The sequence below is a fragment of the Endozoicomonas sp. ALC013 genome (genome assembly GCF_049310205.1).
GTDB lineage: Bacteria > Pseudomonadota > Gammaproteobacteria > Pseudomonadales > Endozoicomonadaceae > Endozoicomonas.
In genome coordinates, this window is the sequence record NZ_JBLYNS010000037.1 from 1 (window position 1) to 23,521 (window position 23,521).

The following is a 23,521-nucleotide window of genomic DNA, read 5'->3' on the forward strand; positions in this document are numbered from 1 at the left end:
ATTTTTACCTTGAGTTCGCTCAAGGTTGCAAACCCCGATAGAGCAATCTGTCGGGGTTTTTGCATTGTAGCGAAAAAATATAAAGTGGATTAATTGCCCAACGGAGGCCACTGAAAAAGCCAGCTGTATTACCATTTGCCCAGCATTGGATTCCAGTTTGGCAGGCTGGTATGTCGTCCTGGCACATCATACTTGGCATGGAATATAGCTGAGTGATGTCCATATCGGAATAACCCGGGATGAAAAATGTTGCCATGGTATTGTCCCTGCATAGCAATAAAGCCTTTGATTTAAATTCCTCCTCCTAACCACTTCCCGGAACAGAAACTCTCAGCGGTCATTCAATTATCACGTCATAGCTGGCACTGCCACTGGCACCGGGTGCTAACTTCTCGCTGAATGACCAGATAATATCGCCACGATATCCTTGATAAGTTTCCTTACCATCGATGGTTCTGACTTTACATGTTTCGCGTAACGCTTCAGGGCACTGAACTTCACTGGCCAGCGATGTGAAGGGCGGCGTGCTGTCCCGAAGTGACAGCGATTGAATGGGCCCAGCCCCCGGATTACTGAAAAACAGGGTGTATCTCAGCATGTCACCGGGGCTGGCTTGATTGGCAGTGGATGGGCCTGTGCTTTCGCTCATATTTTGCACTTGTTTATTCAGTACCAGTCGTCCACTGCTGCCGGTGGTGACAGTAATGGTGTCGCGTATCCTTCGGGTAATTTTCTCTTCCTGGCCATGCTCTGCCATTATCCCGGCAGGCGCTTTGGTGAACTGTGCCGTGATCTCCAGCGTTGCCCTGAAACCGGACGGCGTTTCTGCAGGAACAAAAACCGAAGCATCAAAACAGATATTCTGACCGGCCTCCAGTCTAATGGGCTGAGATAGTTGGATATTGTCTTTTACTGCCTGATCACAGTCGGCTTCAAACAGCTGTACTGACCAGTTCAATGTCAGCGGCCGACCACTGCTATCGAGCCACTGGTAACTGAGCCTGGCATTACCCACCATAGAGCTGAAAAATGTATGGGTGAACCGGGTCGCCAGACCAGGTGCCACCGCCCGTTGATAATCCGGCGTCAGCGTCAACTCCGGAGTGCCCAGTACATAACCAAACATCGCTGGTGATTTCTGACTGGCTGCAACGGTCAGTTCAACAGGGTTGCCCTTCGCTCCGGGTTGCCAGTCTTTCAGCCCGGGCTGGTCTGGTAAAACTTCAACCTGGTAATTTCCCGGAAGAACATCAGCAAAGGTTAACAGTCTATTTGCGTCTGTTTTATCCTCTCGTTGCAACACAGGCATGCCAGACACTTTATCCAATTTAGTTAACCTGACATGAATACCTTGAAAGCCGGTTTCATTGGCCTGTCTCTCGCCATCGCGGTTCTGGTCTTGCCATATATCGGTTTTGATAGAGCCCGGAACAGAGCCTGTAGTGCCCACACTGAACTCCGAGGTATTGCCATGATCATCAATAACAATAGCCGCTAATGATCCGGTGAGCGGCATATTGGGAATTGTGAATTGGAACTGTTCCTGGGTGATCAGCTTGCTGCCCTGAACCGGGTCTATATAAGTGGCTCTGCCGTTATCCTTATCGTCGTTGCTACCTTCGATCCTCTCAAACAAATAGCGATACTCGCCGTTTATGACGCTGTAAAACTCGAGTTTGACCTTCGGCATGGCAAACCCCTCCACAATCAAAACACCGTTTTCCTGTCGTACATGGTTGATATAGGGAGCATCAATGCCACGATAAAAAGCCTTGGGTGAAGGGGCACCAACCGGGTTTTTGCCAATCACGGTATTAACCACACTGCACCCTTCATTACAGGCACTGGATGCGATAATGCCGTTCATATTGCCGGTGTTGCCGGAACCATTGGTCAAGGCGATGTGCTGCACCTTCTGACCACTTCCCTGCAATTGCAAGATGGCTTCCTGCGATACTTTGGTTTCCAGGTGTAAATCCGGGGCTTGCCAAAATGGTAATGACTTCTGTTCGGCTCCTGCTTTAAGCCCATCCTTGATTTTCTGAGGATCGGGATTAACTCGCTCTTCCGGGTTTGTCAGGCTGAACGCTCTGCCATTAATAATAAGTTGGCTTCGCTTAATCGCAGGCAATGACGTCTGAAGATCAGTTTTCCAGGTTGTACCATTGTTCGGATGCACTGTCGGCACAAATAGCATCTCTCCCGTACCGACACCGGCATTGGCATTGGCAATAAATTGACGCAAACTACCCTGCCCGGTATCCCCTGGCTGGGTAACAACATCAAAGCTGAAACCAAAATTCAGACGGTTATAGTCGTGTAATCCAGCGGGTACTTCAATCAGGTGTTCTGCACTTTCAGGTGTATTCTGATTCTTGAGTTCGTCACTAAGACCACCGGTTTTCCCACCATAGCAATAACCGGCAGTTGTTAACGTCACATCGCTGTAGTTTTTGCCAATACACCGGCCACCACGACTGCTCCAGGTTTGTTCAGGATAATAAACATTAACATCGTGAGCAGCTTTCAGGGTGGCAGCATCAACGGCTATCTGGTAACGGCCCTGGTCTTTAACGATAAACCGGTACTCTCCCCTCGGCCCGGTTTTTGTTTCCATCTTATTCTTATGGGCATCAAACAAAACCACGCGGGCATTGCTAAAATAGTCAAACGCCTTTTCATCACCTTCGGCCAAACGGTCTTCATTAACACTGCCAAGCCGGTGATGAAATAGACGACCGCTAAACAATCGCTCGCTTTTAAATTGGCCGATAAAAACGCTGGAGTCATATACCCCGATCCCCCTCTCACCGAGGGCTATTTTAACCTGGTACCACTCACCTGGTATTACCGGAATTGAACGGTTAATTACTTTGGTAACCCCCCTCATAGCAACGTGCTTACCTCGATGATCCCCGTTATCGATGTAGTATTCGGAGTTTTTGTCTTGATTCACGTATTTTGTGGAGACGGGGTCACCATTATCCAGAGTAGCTAAATTCACTGCCCGGTTTGCAAAGCCACCCTGAATATCCGGCCCACTGATAAAAAAACCGTAAGCATCAATATTTCCCAAGTTTTCGAGCCAGCCCCCATATTCATCAGAGCCGAAAACAAAATCGATTGAAATATTGTTTGACTTTGGCTTGATTTCAAATGTGATGATGACAGGATCGTGCTGCCAAACTTCTCCATCGAAGAGCTTGGCCAAGTCTGGATCGCGACCAAATTTTATGAATGCTGTACCAAGTTTATCCTTATTATAATAGCCAAGTGTACCCGCCTTTCCTGTGGAAATTACCAGTCCTTTAGAAATACCAATATTGGGGGTGTAATTTTCAGTGCCATTGCTGAAAGTACCAACCTGGGAATAGCTGTCATCATCGTCATAAGCAGCCTTAACAATTTTGATGTTACTGATCTCAACACCGGGACCCTGCAGGTTAGCTTTAACAGCATTTATAATTGCCAACCAGCTGTTATGGCTTTCTATCTGGATCTTGGCTTGAAGGCTACAGGAAAAAAAACACATCAAAACAACAAAAAAACACCAGGCCAGCGTCTTAAATAAACGGCTATTAACTTTTAAATAGCAGCATGAAAAACCACTCATTGAATCTGAATCCCAAACTTCAGGCATACCGACTGCCCCGGCATTAGCCCCTGGCTCCAGGTAGCTTTGATCATTTGACCGGACACGCCATGCTCTCCTCCCTCACTCATTTCAGGAAGACCATGCAGATTATGCAGCCGGGTAAAATCCGTTGCCTTGTCATAAATCACCACATTATGAACCGGCTCACTGCCCTGGTTGGTAGCGGTCAGCTTATAAACGACACACTCACCCGGTTTGACCGGGAAAGTCTCGTTGGAAAAATGCGTTGGCAGCGAGCTGCTACAGTCCCATTCCGCCTGTATTTTGGTGATTACCACAATCGCATTGTTGGCCATTGATGAGTTCGTGACCGCCATAGACTGTTGCCCGCCAAACCGTGCGGTTAACGTGGTGATATTTTCACTACCCGGACTGGCACTGGCCGGGGCAAATACCTTGACGATCAGCTGGCGTGTTTCTTTGGCGGGCAGTGAGAATTCACCCTGAATCAACGGATCATCCCCATCTATCCGGCCATCGCTGTTTGTATCGTGGTAAACCAGTGACTGCCAACCCTCTCCACCCCGGGAATCTTCCAGATGCAGGGTAATCCCGGAGACCGTCTGGTTGCCGGGGTTACTTAACTGATGAATAAACGTGACAAAGCTGCCAGGGGATACCTGACTTCTGCCGTTATGTGTCAGGGTGATTTGCTGTTGCTCCTCAACGATCATGGCCAGGTGCAGCTGATCAGCAACACCCCGGTTAACCGGTGAAGCGGCCTTTACATAAAAGGACCAGGTGCCCGGTAGCAGATTATCGGGGAGTTCCACCAACAGGCTCAGCTTTTGCTGCTGACCGGCAACCAATACGCCGGTACCAGTGACCGTCTGATTAAACTCATTAACGAAGGACCAGCGAATACCATTCGGCAAAGTAACCCCTTCTTTGGGCAGCAGATCCAGCAAATAACTGTCGGCCCGGTTGCCTGTATTGTTGACGACAATATGTTCAAACCGCAGAGTCTCACCCGCATTGCCGGTCAGCGTAACCACCGCACTGTCTTCCGGCCCCTGACCAGCGCCATTACCGTTCTGGCAATTTTCACAGGTCAGGTCCACCGAATAGTCAGCGGAGCCTTCAATCTGTAGCAATATATTCTCAGTGGTATCCTCCACCTTATAGCTGGCAAGGATATCAGTGGCTTTTAATTGCAGAGAGAAATCAGCCTGCTGACCAGGGCTGTTCTCTGGTAATTTCACCAGCAACCTGATCTCACGGTAACTGCCTGACTCAATGTCGTTTACCAGCAGCTCCGGCTGATCAATAAAAGGAGAGCATCCGCTATCCGCTGTCGTTAAACAATATTGAGCACCTTCAGGAAAGTTACTGCTTTCCAGGGTAACTTTGTACTGACTATTTGTTGTTCCACGGTTCCACAGGTAGTTGGTAAATTCCGCGATGCCTCCTGCAGTAGCGGATACCACTATTTGCGGTTCTCCGATGTATGGTTCAGAACTGTAGGGGCTGCCATTCAGGGCAACACCAAACCCCTTGATGGTCAGAGGGACAGAGTTGGTATTCTGTTTGACATTATCCGGGCAGGGCTTATCTCCACCCTTCTCACAGAAGGTATATTCAGCCACATTGTAAAGCGTTTGATTGGTGCCGCTTTTCACCCGGGTTTCAAATACCAGCTTCCCGTCATGGCGATGCACCGGAACACCAGCCTGATTAACAGACTGCTCAAGGCGAAAACGTAGACCTTCCGGAGTGCGAATACCCTCATCGGAAATGTGTACCTTTTCAGTCCCGTCATCGCTATACAGCCATGTGGAACCGCCTACGTAGTCCAGTTCAGCTGGCAGGCGATACAGCATTTCCACAACGCTGTTATCGCTATGACTATCCCGACGGGCAAATGACAACGTAGTGGTCACCGTGTCATTAATGGTGGCTTCCGCTTTGTCTGCCCTCTGAGTCACCTCATAAACAACCCCGAGACTGTGAGACATGGTGTCATAATTTACGGCCTGAAAACGACCCTGGCTCTCATGCTCATTGACCCCACTGCACTCGGGCTTAATAACCCGGGCAGAAAGAGTAATCGTTGTTTCAGCACTATCCGGCACCCAGGCCTTGACCAACAGGCCTTTGCTGTCACCGGGGGGCAGCAGGACCGGGCCTGTTACCCTGTCTTCCTCTGTCGTCTGACCGTCGTTGTTTTTATCAAAATAAAGCAGTGCATTGTGGGTAACCGTCAGCTGGTAGCTGGCGGTTATATTGCCACTATTGATTAGCCGATGGGGAAACACCAGCTCATCACCCGGTTTTCCCAAAAGACGCTGGCTATTTTCCAAACGGACGCCAGTGACTTCCCGAATCAGGGTGGTCACCTCATTGGAGTTGACCATATAACTTTGCTGATACTCATCAAGAAAATACGCCTGTGCCTGGCTGCGGATCAGGGTTCCCGGTGGGGTGGCAGCCAGAACAGGGCCAGCGATCAGCAGACTGAGCAGACACAGGGCAATACTCTGCCAGCAGAGCCGGGCGTAGAAACAAGGGGTTACTAAACGGCTCATGATCTAAACCAGTCAAAAAGCGATTCATCGAACTTGAACTGCAGGCTGAGATGCACTCCCTCAGCATTGTATTTTTCGCTGTCCAGATCGTCGTCCCGGAAACCTTCGATATTGTAATGAACGCCCACCCGCAGGTTACTGGCGACCAGATAATTCAGGCCGACACCAGCTGACCAGCGTACACTGTCGTCACCATTCACACTGAGCAGGCCGCTGCGCAGGTCCATATCCCAGCGCCGGTTCAAATCCCAGGTGAGGCGACCGTCGAACACCGTCGTCTGACTGTCAAAGGGGTCTCCGTCAAATTCATCGGTGACCCATTTGCTACCCAGGCGGCCGGAGAGGGTCAGGCCCGGGCGGATTTTACGGTTCTGATGGGTAGAGAGCAGATGCACCCGGCGATCTTCCTCCCGGTCATCATTTTCATCCCGTTCTTCTTTCCATTGATACAGATAGAGACCGTGCTGGACATTGTTCAGTTTTGGCCGACGGGCAAGTCCTAGCGTAAAAGCATGTTCCAGTCGCTGATCACCCTCGCCATCTTTCGGGTTTTCCAGCCGGAACTGTTCACGGATCAGGCCAGCCCAGTCACGATTTAACCGTCGCGCAATGGCACCATCCAGTCCGTAATAATCCTGCAGCTGTCCGTAGCGATACTCTATTCGCCCCGTAGCCCGCTGATTACCATGGCGCTTGTCGTCAATACCCACAGAGATGGCCAGGCCGTCATTGCTGCTGTCGCCAATGAGGGTGTTAATCCACTCGACACTGGGGGAGAGTGACAAGCCTTCGGTCACTTCCAACCGGGTATCCGCACCGTTGACCCACTCCAGCTGGTTACCATCGGTAGCCCCCTGCATACGGTATTCGGAATAGGTGTCGGTATTGGGCAACCAGTCACTTTTGACCCCGAAGGAGAACTCATTGCGATCGCTGTCACCAGACACCGGACCCAGGTGGTGATCCCGTTCAAACCGACCATACACGGAGACTTTTTCAGCAACCTGCCAGTCACTTTCCACCGCAGCCCGCCAACGACTGTCGGTAAATGCCTGTTCATATTCTGCAGAGAGGGAGGCGTCCTTATCCAGCAGGGTGAAACGTTTTTCAACACCCGCCTGAACGGTCAGGTATTCATTATGGTCCTCATCACTGCGCTGACGAATGTACCGGCTACCGGCGGTTAACTGCCAGCCGTTGCCTACTCGTTTATCCAGATAAACACCGGCGTTGTCGCCGGAACCGTTGCTATTGTCTTCCGAGCGGCTGACTTCCGCTTCGGCTCTCAGGTCGAGGCTGTCAGTCAGTGACTGTTTGTGCTTAACACTGCTCTCTTCCCGGCCGACAGATACTCCGCCGCTGCTGTTGGTAAAGTGTTGATCCGCTTTCGCCCAGGTGATCTCGGTTTCTCCTTTACCTGACCATTGTAGTTTAATCTTGATACGGGTGGCGTTGCCGGTCTGCTCATTAATCAGCGAGGGGTTGTTATCGTCCACCGTTTTACCGGTCATCCTGGCACTGGAAATGGCGACTGTGGTTTTCTCCGTTGGCTGGTATTCAACCCAGACACCGGCAATCTCACTGCCTTCGGTACTGTGCTGATCCAGGGTGTAACTGATGCCTGCGGTGACCTGATCCCCCAGTTTCTGCTGCACACGACCACCGGCCACGGTATAGGCTTCGCCATCGTCCTCCACCTCGTAGCTCACCCGGATTTTCTGTGGGTTGCCCTCGTCATCCCGACGGTTGACCGGAGCAGTGAATTTCAGATAGCCACTGAATTCATCCAGGGTGTAGTCGCTGCCCCGGCCCAGGGTGGTGGAGCTGAGCATCAGGCCCGGATTATCCCTGCTCCACACTTCCAGAGTGATGGTTTCGCTGTGGCGGACAATGGGTGCACCTGCCAGCCGGTAGTTCATCGCTGTACCATTGGGTTCGATGATCTCGCTGCGCAAGCTGTTTTCCGGCCGGGCGGCAAAGGTCTGAATACGGGTGCTGCCATTGTCATAGATGGCGTTGATGCCAGTGAGATTGCGCTGGGTTTTGGCCAGATCGTATTCCGCACTTTGGCTGTTGGTCTGGTAATCCCCCCACATAATGCTATTCAGGCCGCGCTCAATTTTTGCATAGAGCTTGCTGCGGCTCTGGGCTTCGTATCCTTTCTCGCTGGCATCGCCGGTGATGGGGTAGTAATCATCCGGATCCACATCACGGAACAGTTCGGCATCGTCGTTTTTATCACTGTCGTAGGAGAGGGTCAGTTGGGTGTCTTTGGCGATATCCCCTTTGACAAACATCGCTGCACGGGTGCGGGTCACCTTTTCATCTTCCGTGGCCGAGAGCAGGTAAGGCATGGTGCCGCTGTTGATATCTACCAGGCCCACCGCCATTAACGGCCGGGAAGGGGCTACCTGGGTGATGGTCGCCTCACCGGACAGCTGCCCTGTGGTTGCCCTGAGGGTAACCGGGCCAGTCTCGTTTCCGGAGCGCAGGTTTACCGTGGCTGCACCGTGATCAATACGAATCTGATGCCCGGGTTCCTGATCCTGAATATCGGTTTCATGCCAGCGACCAGCGGTGCTTTCCAGGGTGATAAAGTAGATACCCCGGGCAGGCAGGCCGTGGTTATCCAGCAATTTGACCGTTACTGGCAGCAGGGTTTGACCATCGTCCGCTGGCAATACATTGGCAGAAGGCACCAGTTGTATAGAAGCAGCCGAACCGGCGTAGCTAAAGGTGTTACCCGCCAACAGTCGTTCATTGCCGAACATATCGGTGGCTTTTATCTCCACCCGGTTCTCACCTTCTTGCAGGGAGACACCGTACCAGGCCAGCAGCTGGGCCTGCTCACGGTTATTGAGCAGCTGCTCACCCAGGCGGTCATTCGCTACGGCTGCACCGTTGATATACAACGTTGGTTGTACTCCGGCACGCACTACCGCCATAAAGCGACCATCGGCCGTTTGTTGCAGCGGCCAGAGGAAGGTACCTTTTTCGGCCTGCTGGCGGGTGACGGTTTTTATGGCTTCTTTGGGTAGAGGAATTTTTGCGCTTGCTGTTTCCTTTTTTTTGCTGTCCGCAGGCAGTGCTTCGGTTGTCTGCTTTTGTTCAGCCTGCTGGTTGGCTTCGGGGGCGCGAATCACACCATTGGACAGGTCGCCACTGGCGTCGGCGGTTTCTGACGGTTTGCTGCGGTTATATTTTGCCGCATCGTCCAGCAGCCAGTCGCCGCTGATGCTTTCGTTGCGGGCTTTGATCTGTTCAACAATTGCGTCGGTGGCAGGGCATTGTGCGGCAAAGTCAGCCCGGTGCATTTCGCCGGGTGTCAGATCGACAAAACGACTGTTGCCGTCGGTACCGTGGCGGTTATCCAGCGGTTTCAGGGTCAGCCCGTCAGGCAGGGTGACCGGGTCTACCTTAAGTACATGGTTGCCGGGCTTCAGGCCCATCAGGCTGTACTGGCCGTATTCATCGGTAATGACCCAGGTGCCGTCTTCCATATAAAGGCGTACACCACCCACAGGCCAATCGTTACTGTCTTGCACCCCGTAGCCGGATTCTCCTGCACACTGGCTATCAAGAAACACTTTACCGAACAGAATGGCTTTATCGGAGAGCACGCCGGTCATGCGAACCGTCACCTCCGCTTTCCCTTCGTTGGAACTGATCCGCTGTCCGGTCACACCCTTGCTGGCGGTGGCCGTGGCTCGGTTGATACCATCACTGTCGATTGCCCCGGCACCGGCCTGGAGAACGTAAGTAATAAGCAATTCATCACCGCTGGCGATTGCCGGGTTGGCCTGATGGCGAAAGACTAATTCTGGCCCGGGTGCTCCCTCCGGGTCTGATGCAGTATTACCATTAATCTTCGTGGTGCCAGCCACGTACTTAAAACCGTGGGGCAGGGTATCCACAACGGACAGGTTATACAGATTAATGTCACCGGGGTTGCGCAACTTCAGCTCATAGCGCAGTCGCTCTCCGGGGGCGATTTCATCCCGACTGGCACTTTTTTCCAGCGTCAGGCTGTCGGTGGCCACCATGGCGTCCACTGGCACATCAAACATTTCAACACCGGCACTGCTCACCTCAAAAGAGCCCTGTGTATTGATGCGCTGTGCTAAAGCAAAAGGCAGTGGTGCATTATTACCCTTTGGCATGCCACTGCGGCCATAAGATGCGTCATGAATCTTTTTCCCGGGAAGCATTGCGGGCATCATCCTGGACGGAAAGGAATAATTAGCCGGAGGAATGACCAGAATAAAATAGCGCCCCTCGGGTAACCGAGGATAGATAAAACGACCATTGTACCGAAGCCACCAGCTGGTCATTGATCTGCGAGGCCAGATAACAGTTGCTGCCCGGCTGGCTGTAATCCGGTTGGGCCGCCAGGGCGATTTTGCTATTGGCTTTGGCAGAAAGGCACAGCCCATTATTGCCCTGCTGGTCGGTGGCTAATCGCAGTGGCGATACACTGCGAAACACACCGCTGTTGATGGCCGTTTCCTGCAACTTTACCCGAAGCGAATCACCACGGTTGGAGCGAACTATGACCGACTCAATGACATCTATAGTTTCTCTGGATTGGGCAAAGTTTCCCCCTTCCAGCTCCAGATAAACGTCACTGTTTGTTGTCGGGTTGTTGTTCAGGTAGTAAACAAAAGAAGAAGCAAATTCACCATAAAAGTCCGGAGCCCTGTTGGCACCGGAGGGCTCAATAAAACGGAGGATTGGTTCCGGGTTAATGGTTTCTGCGGCCTCTGTAACCAGGGTGTACGTCGGGTTACTGACAACCAGAGCCTTACGACCCTCAACGGTTTCGTAATCCAGTTTGTTATATAGGTGTGCCCGGTTTTCAATCAGCGTATCGTTGCTGATATTCGGGTTGATGCGTACGGCAAAACTTAACCGACCCGTCTGGCCGGGCTGCAGCTGGGCAGCGGGCACCATAAGGCCAATACGGGTGGGTTTCAGGCGGTGATTCCAGTTTTCGAATCTCTGCCAGTTGCCGTCTTCCATCCGCACCACCACCATGGCCTGGTAGGGGGCAAATTCCGGAAAGGTGTAATCCAGAGAGGTTTGTGGCGGCAGAATATCTTCCAGCAGAACACCATGGAACGGTTTGCCATCGATGGTGGTGGTGCCGTAGGGCAATGGCTTGTTGCCCAGGTTCTGATACCGGATCTCATAGTGCAGAGTATCTTTCGGCTCCGCCGTGTCTTTGCTGACGGTTTTATTCAGCCGAACCGCCACGTCGCTGATGGTTACCTGATCCGTGGCTTGTTGCTTAACTGTGTTGTCCTGTTCTGAGCGGGCTTCCAGAGTGATAAAAAGACGTTCGTCGTTGGCCGCGTCGGCTGGAATGGTGGCGAGGATGACCAGCTGCATGCTCTCACCGGGTTGCAGGGTACGGGTACGGGCCAGCGGTGGCGTGCCCGGTGCCGGTAAGGCACCCCGATATTCAAATACCTGCAGATTGGTCAGGCCGCTCGCCCTGGCTGAAATAAACGACAACTGATAACGGTCGGCGGTATTACCCAGATTGGTCAGCCTGTGCACAAAATAGACTTGCTGCCCGGCAATACCAGACAGGTTCTGGTCGTGTTTCAGTTCAAAGGCATGCACTGCCCCGACCATGACCCAGGACTGATTGGAAATAGCGATGGCCGGTGTGCCGTTCTGGGTATCAAAATAGCTGGCATTGGCCTGGGTAAGAATCATAGTGTCCGCCGGGGTAATCGCCCACGCCCCAAAGCCTGCCAGCAGGCAGAGCAGGGTGAGCAGGGCGATGGTCAGAAGGCGCTTCAACATGAATAACTGCGTAATATCCGGGTTGTTGTTTTTCTTGGGCTTTCGCTGGGCTCTGTTGGCAAAGCGCAGGGAGAGCCCTTCTGCGCGTGGGGAGCGCAGAAGAGAGTTAGAGCGGTTATGGATTTGATTGATCCAGAGTCACTTCAAAGGTCACGGTAACGTGTTGACCAGGACTCAGAGTACCGCCGGAAGTCGCTGTTGCTCCTTTACCCACGTAGAAGGTGATGCTGTTGTTTTCGTTAACAACTGCAACCCCTTCGCCCTCAGTAATTGTTGGGTTACCTGCTTTAGCTGATTTGCTGGTAGCTGAAGTCAGTTGGGTAAATGGAGGGGCAGCATCAGTGATCACCACATTGTGAGCATCTGCAGAACCTTGGACGACAGCGTTTACTTGCCAGATAACGGTTTCGCCAGGTTTAACATCTTTCAGTTGGGTCTGAAAGTCTGAGGAACCCTTTTTGGCTACCTTTTTGGTCAGTACAACTTGACCCTTGATAACGGTGGTGGAGTTGGTCAGGAAGGCTTCCATAACAGTTTCACCTGATTTGCCCTTAGCACCCAAGGTCAGGTTGAAGACATAACCAGCCGCAGCGTTGGCAGGAGCAAATACTTTTACGGCAATGTTTTTTGTATCACCGGGTGTCAATGTCATGGGTCCTGACACAGGTGCAGCGCTAAGTTCGTTTGCAGCATCCCGTGTGTAGATCAGATAGATCCAGCCAGAGGGTGGAGTGACAGCAGGGAAGCTGACCTCCAGATTGGAGTTACTCAGGTTTTTCAGCACATGGTCATAGAACGTAATACCGCCCGCTTCGACCTGATTGGCACCGCCAGGGCCGAATTCCAGCAACAGATCTTTTTTGATGGTGATCTTGTTGGTGGTGCTGTTGCTCAGACTGTGAATGTTGGAGTTTATGGTGAAAGTGATGTTGTAATCACCTGCTTTCGCGTTACTCACATCCGCCGGAATCTCAACCTGGGCAATGACCTTCATGAATGAATTGCCGGGCAGGCTGGGTGTTGAGGTGATTGGCCGATCAGTGGCGCGAATCAGTTCCTTGCCATCATCGGTGTTATTGTTCTCAAAAATACCTTTATGGATATAGGTCACTTTCCAGCCAGGATTCTTGTCAATCTCTGAGGAGAGACTGAAGCTGCTGGCCGTTGCCGACTCATTGGCAATATAGAGACCAAATTTGGCGACTTTGCCTGGCTTCAGGGAGATTGTGGATATAGCACCAGCAGTCGTAGGGTGTGCGTCGTCTATACCAAAGAGTTTCTCAATCGTAATTTCAGATCCAGCAGGGAAATTAATCTCTACATTGCTCCCGTCCTGTTCGACTTTATAGTTAGCCAGATCGATCCTTTCTTTTGTGATTTTTTCCAGCGTATTGATCACAGAGTCAGAGAAAGTAGCATCACCGGCAGAGGTCACAGTGAGTGTGACAGTCGATGGTGTGTCTTTGCCACCCACAGGCAGCTGGGCCTTGACCATAATCGTGATTTTGCCGTCCTTACCCAGTGTGCCCGTATCTACAGTGCCATCACCATTGGTGTCGTTCAGAGGGGTTTTACCGGTTGAGTCCCAGAGGCTGAGTACTGTGCCCTCTGGGAACGAGTTGTTACTTAAAGTCAGGTTGAATGTATCTGCACCATTACCCAGGTTTACGATAGTGTTGGTAAACTCGGCAATGCCACCGGCCGGTTCTTCAGGCAAAGTCTTATTTTCACCAGCCTCGACGCCGTAGAACTGGGGCAGTGTTGTGGAGACAAGATTGGTTTCTGACACTTTGTCACCGAAAGTGACAAACGCTTTGTTCTGCAGTAAAGCGTTGGCATAAAACGTTAAGCTATTACCGTCTACATCGTCTGGGTAAGTAGCAGTAAACTCAAAGGCAACTGTAGCCCCGGTATCCAGGTTTTTCAGATCCATGTATAAGGCTTTTGCATGGTGAGGAAAATAGGGAATTTCAATGTTGGCAGGCTTGTCTATGTTTGTGACAAAACCACTCAGACGCGCATCCTGGCCCTCTGGGTTTTCAATACTGCTCAAATCAAGCAGGTGGGGCAGGAAGTCATAAATGCCACCTTCATCCAACAGAGAACCATTATTGGTAATCTTAATGCGGTAGGTGACAGAACCTGTATTTGCTTTTGGGTTTCCGTCCGAGCCAAACTCAGCAGGAATATGTTTAACCACCTGCTTGCTTGCAACAATTACCGGGCCTGTGGTTACGGTGATGGTATTAGTGTTTGTTGCCTGATTTGCACCACCAAAAGAAGAGTTGTTTGGTGCTGCAACGTTCATAAGCAATGTATATTTATCATTGGTCTGAGCAGTGCCAGGCACCCGAGCAGACACCACCAGATTGGCTGTGGTACCAGCAGCGACTTTAAGATATTCATCCAGTTTGATCTCGGGTTCATTGTCATCGGGCTGACCGTTGCCGTTGGTATCCAGATAGACTTTTACTTCACTTAGGTCATGGCTGTTTGTTGCCTCCAGCTGGAAACGGTCTTGAGTATTACCATCGTTGATCAGCTGGTGCGGGAAGTAAACGATTTGCCCGGGAGCACCATCTTTAGTTTGCCCGTCTTTTTCCAGCCTGGCTGAAAAAACTTCCGCCACGGTAACAGAAGATTCGTTGGATTGCGCCGTATAACTGTTACCCAGACTATCTTGATAGGTCACCGTCGCCAGGTTCTTAATCACCGTCCCTGCCGGAGTAAAAGCATAAGCCGATGCCCCCCAAAGCATCGAAATGGCTAACAGGGCAAGGGCCCAGAACGCCATAATGGGCTGTCGATTACTGCTGTACATTGTCTTTATTTTGACCTCTCGACCAAGCATTGCTCTGTGCATTATTGTTGAATTGAAATTATTTTTGCTTTACCACTCTCTGTACGTTTGTTGATGACTTGCCTTTTTCTGTGGACAAAGCCGTCATCTCCCGGCACCAGGCCAAGGTGTCAAACAAGCGTTTCAAGAATTCCCCGGTGGGTGCACCCCGTGGAGGGGCTGCGCTGTTCTTCTTCTGATGGCAGTGGGCTGGTTGCGTAGAATCAGATCACTTGAATCCGATATGTAAACTGCTGAACCTCGCCCCCTTTCAATGGACGCTGAACCAGCCAGCGCAGGTTGGTGTATTCCGTGGCCGGAACTACCATCTCTTTCAGCAGGCCATTATTATCTTTACGCAGTCGTTTAACCGGTTCGCCTTCCCAGGTTTTTCCGCCATCAATGCTTACTTCAAAGCGGCTGGGCACTCCGGTAATGGCGGTTTTGTCCAGATAACGGGTGTTGGCCGGTACCGGCACCGCCACATTCAGGCCTGACATGGCCTCGGCTGAGGTGTTGGTATAGGCCAGCTGATACTCCAGTACGTTGCCCGGCTCGGCAGTGGCGGCTTTCTTCAGGGTCTCTTTACCATTCTCACTGGTGACCACAAAGGCCAGCATCTGGGAACGGACTTTTTCTGCAGCCTGTGCAGTAGACATCATAAACGAGGCCGCAAGCACAACGGCCATGAATACACTTACCATTCGGTTCACAAAAAATACCCTCACGGTATTCATTGATACTGCTTTAAACCGCTTAACTGTCGTTATGGGCAGCGGGCTCAAAACGTCTCAAGTTAAAGAAATTTTTCAAAAAAGAGCCGCAAGATATTAGTTGATGCAACAAGGTGTCTGTGGAATTCACTCTCGTTGAGGCTTTGCACTGCTTGTTTGAAGGGTGGATGCTCGGTATGTCGCTGTCGGCTTGCGTAAAATACCTAGAAAGTCGCATGTGTGGCAATTGACTTATATCAATGAAGTAACCTCTTTTCTTATTCTGTCTTTGAACCACAGTTTGACATAGTTCTGAAATCAACTAATTAATTGGTTCATGTATATCTTTCTGGATAAGAGCAGACACCTGAAAAGTGATGTTACTGGATAAGGTGACATGAGAGTTTAATGGCGGTGCTGAATTTGCGGAGAGGTTCGGTATGTATTCGGAAGAAGTTGTCGTAAAAGACAGATCAAAAAGCGTTTTCAGGAATCGCAAAGGGCACTAAGTATAAAAATACTTTGTGCCCTTTGTGGTTCCAGTGCTTATGCGACTTTCGTGACAGCCCCGGAACCCCGGGAACGACTCCGAAAGAGTATCATTCGGCATTAATTGCCCGAAGAAGGTGACCAAAGTAGCCGCCGGTATCACCGCCTGCCCAGCATTCAGTGTTCTCATCCTGGCAGGAGGGTATGTACTCCTGACATATAGTGCTGGGTGTTGTATATACAGGGCTGATATCCATATCTAAATACCCTTCGGGATGAAAAATGCGTCCTTTGTACTGCCCCCCTTCCATAGAGACAAAGCCTTTTACGTAAATGTCTTCTTCGACGGGGTAAGATGGCATTTCCATGTCATGTGAATAACAGGCAATAAAGCCATTGATGTCTCCTTCTTCTGCCTGGATTACTGGTATTAGCAAGCCATACAACTTTATGTTCCCCGTTTTCCATGGTTGAACAGGTTCCGCAAAGCTGAAAAAGCTAATACAGAGCAGTGTTGCAAAGAATATGCTTAAGTGTGTTTTTCCTGTCATGGGTATGATCCTCAATAGTTTGTTCAAAGAATTTGATAGGAAGATCGTACCTTTAGTTCCCTGCAAAGGTGATAACAGGCCGGTCAGTGGTGCTGACACAATCATGTCGGTTTGCAGTGATTTCCATGGTTATTTCAAATATGCTGCATTCACATAATTTTGTGATGGACAGGCAGTACATTGATGATAAGAACCGCCAAACCAGATGATTGTGCCCAGATAGCGGATATCTACAACACCTATGTTTTGCACAGTACGGTTACTTTTGAAGTTAATCCTGTGACCCCTGAAGAGATCGGGAAAAGGCTGGAGAAAGCACACTGTTTTCTGGTCTATGAACAGGAGGGTGAGGTACTCGGCTATGCCTATGCTGCCCATTATCATGCTCGGGCCGCCTATCGGTATACGGCGGAAGGTTCCATATATTTGCGCGATGGTGCTGGTGGACGTGGCATGGGTACCTTGTTGTATCAGGCGTTATTCAGTGCGGCAAAAGCGTTGGGGATTCGGGAAATGATTGGTGTGATTGCCCTGCCCAATCAGCGCAGCGAGGCATTGCATCAGAAACTGGGGTATAGAAAGGTGGGAGTGATGGAGCGCTGTGGTGTTAAGTTTGATCAGATTATTGATACATCCATCTGGCAGCGTTCATTAATAGAAGAGCATGGGTAGGTGGTTGTGCAGCAGATAAATACCTGTTGCACCGTGTTATGCTCAGGCTGCTTCAATCCGTGGAAATGGTCAAGTGTGACAGGGAATTATCGTCCCCTCCCTGATGACCATGCATCTTTATGAGCAGGCGCATGTTATTGGAGGAGTCAGCATGCTGGATAGCTTGCTGGGCGGTGATTTTTCCAGCCTCAAACAGCTTGAATATGGATTGGTCAATGGTTTGCATACCCGAGTCTTTGGAGCGCTCCATCAGGTCATGGATTTCATCCACTTTGCCCTTTTTGATGAGATCGGCCAGCGCCGGTGTATTTAACAGGATTTCATGGGAAGGATAGGCGGCCGTACCATCTTCAGAGCTGAGCAGCTGTTGCCCGAGGATTCCCTGCAAGCTCAGTGATAAATCCAGAAGAACCTCTTCATGCTGTTCCCGGGGGAAGAAGTGAATGATCCGCTCCAGCGCCTGATAGGCCGTATTGGCATGCAGGGTTGCAATACAGAGGTGGCCCGTTTGCACAAACTCAATGGTATGCCTCATCACCTCGGGGGTGCGGATCTCACCAATCACCACCAGGTCGGGTGCCTGACGCAGGGCGTTCGACAGACCTTCTTCATAAGATTGGGTGTCCAGTCCAACTTCTCGCTGGGTGACGATGCATTGCCTATGGCTGTGGATAAATTCAACAGGGTCTTCAATGGTGATGATATGCCCTTTACCCGTAGTGTTGCGATGGTTCACCAGTGATGCCATCGCGGTTGTTTTACCGGCACCTGCTGGCCCGGTAATCAGGATCAAACCTCTCTCCTGAAGAATCAGGTCGCAGAAAATATCCGGCAGGCCAAGCTCCCGGGGGGAAGGAATATGGTGGTGAATGCGCCGGATCACCATTCCGGGTTCCCCTCTTTGGAAGAACGCACTGATACGAAAACGACCGGACTCCGGGTTCTGTATCGCGTAATTGCTTTCACGGGTCTCACAGAATTCTTTAAAGCGCTCTTCGCCCATCATGTTGGCAAAAATATGGTGGGCCTGCTCGCTGGTCAGCGAGGTGTTGGCTATCGGTACCAATTGGTCATTGATTTTCAAACAGGGGGGGTAGCCGACCGTCAGAAACAGTTCTGAACCGTTGCGATCAGCCAGCAGGGAGAGTGCTTTGTTAATATCCACGGTATAAGAGTGTCAGGTTGTTGAGACTCTTAGTTTGTCGGCTCGCTCAGCTCTCTCTTAATGCTTTGCAGATGTCTTCTTCGATATCTTCCGGCTTGGTGGTGGGGGCATAGCGGTCAATGATCTCGCCCTTACGACCGACCAGGAACTTGGTAAAGTTCCATTTTATCTTCTGAGTACCCAGCAGTCCGGGCGCTTCGGATTTTAAATCTTTATAGAGTGGCGCGGCATGATCACCATTCACCTCAATTTTCTCAAACATCGGGAAGGTAACCCCGTAGTTCTTCTGACAGAAAGCACCAATCTCTTCACTGCCCCCGGGTTCCTGACGACCAAATTGATTACAGGGGAAGCCCAGGATGACCAGCCCCTGGTCCTTGTATTTGTTGTATAGCTCTTCAAGGGTTTGGTACTGGGGAGTGAAGCCACATTTACTGGCAGTATTGACGATTAAAATGACCTTGTTCTCATAGTCAGCGAGTTCTTTCATTTCCCCGCCAAGCAAGGGCATTTTGTACTTCTGTAGTTCCATCGGTAGCGGCTCTTTTTCTGATTAGACCAATGCAGCAGGGTTACCATCCGAAAGGTGCTTGATAGCCAATATCTTGCTGCACACGTAACATGCAATTTTTCAGCTTATCAATAATGGACAGGATCGGATCAGGAAACAACAAAAAAAAGGCCTGAAATTCAGGCCCTAAAGATGAGGATTTGCGAATCACTGGCATTTGCCAGTTAGTCAGGTCTGAAATTTCGTTCGATGGCAGTCCCTCCATAAGTCAACAGGTTAAGTGCTTGGGTGGCTCAACAAAGGCTTGGGGAGAGTCAGGTTGAGCCTGATATGAAACATCTTTAATCTTAATGATAACGATTCTCATTATAATGTTGGGTGTGTGGATAACGCAAGTTCTGGATGAAAAAAAATTTAATTATTTGTTCAAGCTTGTTATGGCCTCGGCGTGGGGGCAACTGATATCAGCTTTGTGATGTTGTAGAGGCAACCATGGTTTGTATAGCAGGCTCTGGGAGGTATGTTTGCTTTGTGTCCGCAATGGGCTTCTTGTCGATATAGACTGTACTAATGCAGAAGACAGGTTTCGGGGAAGCTGGCATTGAACAGGCGACTGGGTATTTTATTGTGCGATGAACATCATCCAGACTCTATTAAGCGTTTTGGCACCTTTGATAATGATTACAAAATGATGGTTGACCGGGTGATGCCCGGTCAGTGGCAGTATTCTGTCTGGCGCTGTTACCAAGGCCGCTTTCCATCCTCCGTTGACCAATGTGACGCGTGGATTATCAGTGGCAGCAAGTCTTCTGCTTATGATGCAGAGCCGTGGATTCTGAAACTCAGGCTGTTGATTATCGACCTTGCCAGGAGTGATGCATTGCTGGTGGGCATCTGTTTTGGTCATCAGATTATTCATCAGTCCCTGGGAGGCAGTGTTCGTAAGTTTCCCGGAGGATGGGGGTTAGGTGCTTATCCGGTGAAAGCGCTGCGTGATTTCGGGTGTTTTAAGTCCGGTAGCATGATTCGTGTTCTGGCTGTGCATCAGGATCAGGTGGATCAAGTGGCTCCGGGCTTTGCCGTGCTGGCAACCTCGGATTTCTGCGAGAACGCCATTACTCGACGGGGGTCTTCCATCCTGACCTGGCAGGCGCATCCTGAATTTGTCGACGGATTTTTTATGGATGTGTGCGATAGGCTGCGCACCATGGTGGGTGATCGATTAATTGATAAGGCGTTGGGAGCGGTTGGATTGCCTGATGACCGGGCTCAGGCAGGCGAGGCTATCGTTCATTTTCTTGCGGGAAATGGGCTTAACAATTCAAGCAGAGTCAGTTTACCGTAAGGGTCTTGGTAAAGTTCCGCTTGCCACTGTGTACCACTGCTCATTTGAAAAGCAAGCAGATAACAGGTGCCAAGGATATTCTGGCGTTTTGCTTCTGTTACTTTCAGTACCGAGTCGTTTTGTAAGTCCCTGGCCGCAAATTTTGCCATGTTCAGCATCTCAGGGTTTGGTGGTATTTCCAGCCAGCCGCTGACGCTCTTTTTGTCAGCATATTTATTGCCATGTACCGGACTTTCTGTGATGCAGGCAGATAATAAGGTAACCAATAACAGAGTAATAACGGGGAGCTTGCACATCGCTATTCAAACCGTGCAGTGCTGTTTACCTGACAAAATTTTAGTTTATCTTTATTGCCTCAGCTGGAACTTTTTATTTTTTTCCCGGCTCTCTGGCAGAGCGTATCCAGCAATAATCCACAGTTGCCTTCTGTAACCTGATCCCGGGGGATCATCTCCAGCCAGCCGCTTTTTCCTGCGATGACAATAATATTGTCTTCTACCGTGATCATCTTTACCTGCTTGTAGGGTCGAAAAGCCGGTTTCAGTAATGATGAATGGATGCTGATGCCATGTTCCTCAAGGCACAGAGTGCGGGTTTCCAGGTCAAGGTCCGGCTGGTAATGAAGACCAAAGCGTTTATGCACGGCATACCTGAGGCCAAGATTCAGTATCAGGAAAGTAATTAAGGCAGAGCCAAAGAGTCCGGAAAGTAGAATGTTGCTCAGGCTGTTCCGAAAGACCAGCAGCGGCATCAGCAAACAGGCCAGTGAGGCAATCCAGATGACCAGCGTATGCTTCGGACTGTATTTTATCATCAACTGATTGATGCGGTTCTGGGTTTGCCCGGTTATGTGATAAGTGACGTGCATCAGAGCGCTTCGGCCTTGCGGTATTTGCCATCGTAGTCGAACAGCTTATCAATGATTTTCCAGTAATGCTTTTCCTTCTGCGCTATCACAAAGTCAGGTTTACGAAATTTCTTGCGACTGTGGATAACATTATCCACCGTTGACGCCCGGAATGGCTCAGCACGATTAATCAGGGCATGCTTGCCAAAATGATGATAGAACGCACCTTGCTGTGAAGGGGTATCCAGCCTGAAGAACTCATTGACTTCGGCACCGTCTTCATCGTGGTAGGTGATCCGGATGCGCTGTTTGCCCTGAGTGTCTTTATCCGCATTCATTTCCATGCCAGAGCAGCGGATCACCAGGCAGTTTTTCAGGTTGAGAGCCTCTCGAAGTTTTTTATCCGGGTCAACCAGTCCGTGCTGGCAACTGTGACACTTTCTGGCGGCTATATCGTTTTCAGCACCGCACTGGTCACATTCCTTAAAGCGGTAGCGGAACTCACATTGTTCTTTCACTTCGCTGCCGTTATCCGCCAAAAACGTTGCAAAGCCCTGACAGCGTCGACCGTAGTGTTCCACCAGATCGTCATCGCCATCGACCACTCCCCAGAAATGGTTCTCATGGCCACAGGCAGGACAGGGCACCGTGACGGGCACCGCTTTGGAATCCGGTTTGGGTTCGCCCACTTCCGGGCTGTATAAACTGAAGCGGTTGCCCGCGTAATCAATAATCAGGCACTCTTTTTTGTCCGGTGCCAGGCGCAGCCCCCGGCCAGCGATCTGCTGATAAAGGCTGACGGACTCTGTTGGCCGCAGTATGGCGATCAGGTCTACATGGGGGGCATCAAAACCGGTGGTGAGCACTGACACATTCACCAGGAATTTAAGCTGCTGCTGTTTGAACGCGGCAATCAGACGGTCCCGCTCTTTTGCGGGCGTATCGCCAATAATCAGGGCGCTCTCATCGTCTGGCAGGTAACCCATAATCTCACGGGCATGGTCTACCGTAGAGGCAAACACCATGACACCTTTACGGGTAGCGGCTTCTTTTTTTACCTGATTGATGATTTCCCGGGTGGCCCGGGTTTTCCCTTTCAATAGCTGATTCAGTTCCTGTTCGCCATAACGTCCAAAGCTATCCCGGGAGAGTTGGCTGAAGTCGTAGAACACAATGGGGGCATCAACCACCTCGGGTGTCGTGAGATAACCATTATCAACCATGTAAGACAGTGGCAGCTCAAACAGGCACTCTTGGAAAAAGCGAGGCTCTTCAGTTCTGACCGTCCCCTTATTTTCAGCGCTTTGATAATACTGGTACAGCCAGCCCATCCCCAGGCGATAGGGGGTTGCTGTCAGACCGAGAACCTTAAGGTTTGGATTCAGGCGTTTAAAGTGGTCAATGGCCTTGTGGTAACTGGAGGTTTTCTCCATGGATACCCGGTGACACTCATCAATAACCAGCAGGGTAAATGCTTTCTGGTCCGGTGCGTTCTGGAACTGTTCAAGATTCCTGATAACACTTTGCACACTGCCAAATATCACCTGTTCAGAGGCTTCTTTCTGCCCAAGTCCGGCACTGAAGATGGAGGCTTGCAATCCATAGCTTTGGTATTTGCCGTGGTTCTGTTCCACCAATTCTTTCACATGGGCCAGAACCAGAACGCGGCCACGGGCAATGCGGGCCAGCTCGGAGATAACCAGACTCTTGCCAGCACCTGTGGGCAGCACCAGCAGGGCCGGGTCATTGGATTTGCGGAAATGCCGTATCACACTGTGAACGGCATCTTTTTGATAGGGGCGGAGCTGGTAGACCATTTCGGGATTAGCCAAAGCTCTTTTGCAGATATTGGATAATATCGCCGGACTCATACATCCAGATATCGTCTTTGCCCGTTTCCTGAATACGTAAGCAAGGCACCTGAACCTTGCCGCCCATCTGTTGCAGCGCATTACGGGCCTGAGTATCGTTCATGGCATCCAGGGTCTGGATATTCAGGCCCAGTATGTGAATGGCCCTGCGGGTTTTGATACAGAAAGGGCAGGCCGTGAACTGGTAGAGCGTCATATCGGCTGTTTGTGCATCCACCCGGGCCTGCTGCTCCGGTGAACGTGCCATCGCTTTCGGGCGGGTCAGCTTATCCGCTGCCGCAATACCGTAGCCTAATACATTACGAATAATTTTTAATAACATAGGTTTGAGTACCAGTGAAAAGTCCCATTGTATCAGTTAAGCCAAAGCCTTTGACTGATGGCCATGGATTTATACGAAATCAAGTGCCCGATGTATGATGTGCCATGGATAAGAAATGACAATTATATTTTGCATGGTTTCAATGAGTGGTTATCGTGCCTCCGCACTCCGTTCGTCCTGAAGCCTGTCGAAGGACCCATAGGGC

Annotated in this window: 14 protein-coding genes; 2 read left to right on the plus strand and 12 right to left on the minus strand. The window is 50.5% G+C overall.

The genetic code is table 11. The features are described from left to right. Window positions 1-337: 337 nt before the first annotated feature. The 7 genes from ACO6V1_RS09230 to ACO6V1_RS09260 form a co-directional block, all read right to left on the minus strand. Window positions 338-3,640, minus strand: a complete 3,303-nt coding sequence (locus tag ACO6V1_RS09230) for a choice-of-anchor L domain-containing protein (RefSeq protein WP_422466618.1) — start codon at window positions 3,638-3,640, stop codon at window positions 338-340. Continuing rightward, window positions 3,610-6,180, minus strand: coding sequence for a hypothetical protein (locus ACO6V1_RS09235; protein ID WP_422447759.1), 2,571 nt, complete (start codon window positions 6,178-6,180; stop codon window positions 3,610-3,612). The genes ACO6V1_RS09230 and ACO6V1_RS09235 overlap by 31 nt, the downstream gene beginning before the upstream one ends. Beyond that, on the minus strand, window positions 6,177-10,511 hold the full coding sequence (locus ACO6V1_RS09240) for a hypothetical protein (protein ID WP_422466620.1): 4,335 nt from the start codon (window positions 10,509-10,511) through the stop codon (window positions 6,177-6,179). The genes ACO6V1_RS09235 and ACO6V1_RS09240 overlap by 4 nt, the downstream gene beginning before the upstream one ends. Then, a complete protein-coding gene (locus ACO6V1_RS09245; protein WP_422466622.1) occupies window positions 10,420-11,991 on the minus strand; it encodes a hypothetical protein in 1,572 nt (523 codons plus the stop codon). The genes ACO6V1_RS09240 and ACO6V1_RS09245 overlap by 92 nt, the downstream gene beginning before the upstream one ends. 115 nt (window positions 11,992-12,106) lie before the next feature. Then, complete coding sequence (locus ACO6V1_RS09250) at window positions 12,107-14,812, minus strand: hypothetical protein (protein ID WP_422466624.1); 2,706 nt, start codon at window positions 14,810-14,812, stop codon at window positions 12,107-12,109. 242 nt (window positions 14,813-15,054) lie between these two features. Continuing rightward, window positions 15,055-15,543, minus strand: a complete 489-nt coding sequence (locus ACO6V1_RS09255) for a hypothetical protein (protein WP_422466626.1) — start codon at window positions 15,541-15,543, stop codon at window positions 15,055-15,057. A gap of 599 nt (window positions 15,544-16,142) precedes the next feature. Beyond that, window positions 16,143-16,688: a hypothetical protein gene (locus tag ACO6V1_RS09260; RefSeq protein WP_422466628.1), complete on the minus strand. Its 546-nt coding sequence runs from the start codon at window positions 16,686-16,688 to the stop codon at window positions 16,143-16,145. A 78-nt stretch (window positions 16,689-16,766) separates the two neighbouring features. Between ACO6V1_RS09260 and ACO6V1_RS09265 the strand changes: the two genes are divergently transcribed. Then, window positions 16,767-17,255 carry a GNAT family N-acetyltransferase gene (locus tag ACO6V1_RS09265; protein WP_422466630.1) on the plus strand — a complete coding sequence of 163 codons (489 nt, stop codon included), beginning with the start codon at window positions 16,767-16,769 and terminating at the stop codon, window positions 17,253-17,255. A 52-nt stretch (window positions 17,256-17,307) separates the two neighbouring features. On the opposite strand, the gene ACO6V1_RS09270 is transcribed toward ACO6V1_RS09265, so the two are convergent. Continuing rightward, entirely contained in the window at window positions 17,308-18,420 is a 1,113-nt protein-coding gene (locus ACO6V1_RS09270; RefSeq protein WP_422466632.1) for a PilT/PilU family type 4a pilus ATPase, read from the minus strand. 46 nt (window positions 18,421-18,466) lie between these two features. After that, a complete protein-coding gene (locus ACO6V1_RS09275; protein ID WP_101747585.1) occupies window positions 18,467-18,952 on the minus strand; it encodes a glutathione peroxidase in 486 nt (161 codons plus the stop codon). 580 nt (window positions 18,953-19,532) lie between these two features. Here ACO6V1_RS09275 and ACO6V1_RS09280 point away from each other — a divergent pair. Next, a complete protein-coding gene (locus ACO6V1_RS09280) occupies window positions 19,533-20,276 on the plus strand; it encodes a type 1 glutamine amidotransferase (RefSeq protein WP_422466634.1) in 744 nt (247 codons plus the stop codon). Between the two features lie 355 nt (window positions 20,277-20,631). On the opposite strand, the gene ACO6V1_RS09285 is transcribed toward ACO6V1_RS09280, so the two are convergent. From ACO6V1_RS09285 to ACO6V1_RS09295, 3 genes are read right to left on the minus strand one after another with little or no spacing between them, the layout of a single operon-like run. After that, on the minus strand, window positions 20,632-21,144 hold the full coding sequence (locus tag ACO6V1_RS09285; protein WP_422466636.1) for a hypothetical protein: 513 nt from the start codon (window positions 21,142-21,144) through the stop codon (window positions 20,632-20,634). Further along, window positions 21,144-22,940, minus strand: a complete 1,797-nt coding sequence (locus ACO6V1_RS09290; protein WP_422466644.1) for a DEAD/DEAH box helicase family protein — start codon at window positions 22,938-22,940, stop codon at window positions 21,144-21,146. The genes ACO6V1_RS09285 and ACO6V1_RS09290 overlap by 1 nt, the downstream gene beginning before the upstream one ends. Before the next feature lie 7 nt (window positions 22,941-22,947). Beyond that, on the minus strand, window positions 22,948-23,316 hold the full coding sequence (locus ACO6V1_RS09295; RefSeq protein ID WP_422447739.1) for a glutaredoxin family protein: 369 nt from the start codon (window positions 23,314-23,316) through the stop codon (window positions 22,948-22,950). Between the last annotated feature and the right edge of the window lie 205 nt (window positions 23,317-23,521).

Excerpts from the sequence above, each read along its gene's own strand:
- ACO6V1_RS09275 (WP_101747585.1), bottom strand. The coding sequence starts at position 18,952 with ATGGAACTACAGAAGTACAAAATGCCCTTGCTTGGCGGGGAAATGAAA.
- ACO6V1_RS09290 (WP_422466644.1), bottom strand. The coding sequence starts at position 22,940 with ATGGTCTACCAGCTCCGCCCCTATCAAAAAGATGCCGTTCACAGTGTG.
- ACO6V1_RS09245 (WP_422466622.1), bottom strand. The coding sequence starts at position 11,991 with ATGTTGAAGCGCCTTCTGACCATCGCCCTGCTCACCCTGCTCTGCCTG.
- ACO6V1_RS09260 (WP_422466628.1), bottom strand. The coding sequence starts at position 16,688 with ATGATTGTGTCAGCACCACTGACCGGCCTGTTATCACCTTTGCAGGGA.
- ACO6V1_RS09250 (WP_422466624.1), bottom strand. The coding sequence starts at position 14,812 with ATGTACAGCAGTAATCGACAGCCCATTATGGCGTTCTGGGCCCTTGCC.
- ACO6V1_RS09240 (WP_422466620.1), bottom strand. The coding sequence starts at position 10,511 with ATGACCAGCTGGTGGCTTCGGTACAATGGTCGTTTTATCTATCCTCGG.
- ACO6V1_RS09285 (WP_422466636.1), bottom strand. The coding sequence starts at position 21,144 with ATGCACGTCACTTATCACATAACCGGGCAAACCCAGAACCGCATCAAT.
- ACO6V1_RS09230 (WP_422466618.1), bottom strand. The coding sequence starts at position 3,640 with ATGCCTGAAGTTTGGGATTCAGATTCAATGAGTGGTTTTTCATGCTGC.
- ACO6V1_RS09235 (WP_422447759.1), bottom strand. The coding sequence starts at position 6,180 with ATGAGCCGTTTAGTAACCCCTTGTTTCTACGCCCGGCTCTGCTGGCAG.
- ACO6V1_RS09295 (WP_422447739.1), bottom strand. The coding sequence starts at position 23,316 with ATGTTATTAAAAATTATTCGTAATGTATTAGGCTACGGTATTGCGGCA.
- ACO6V1_RS09265 (WP_422466630.1), top strand. The coding sequence starts at position 16,767 with ATGATAAGAACCGCCAAACCAGATGATTGTGCCCAGATAGCGGATATC.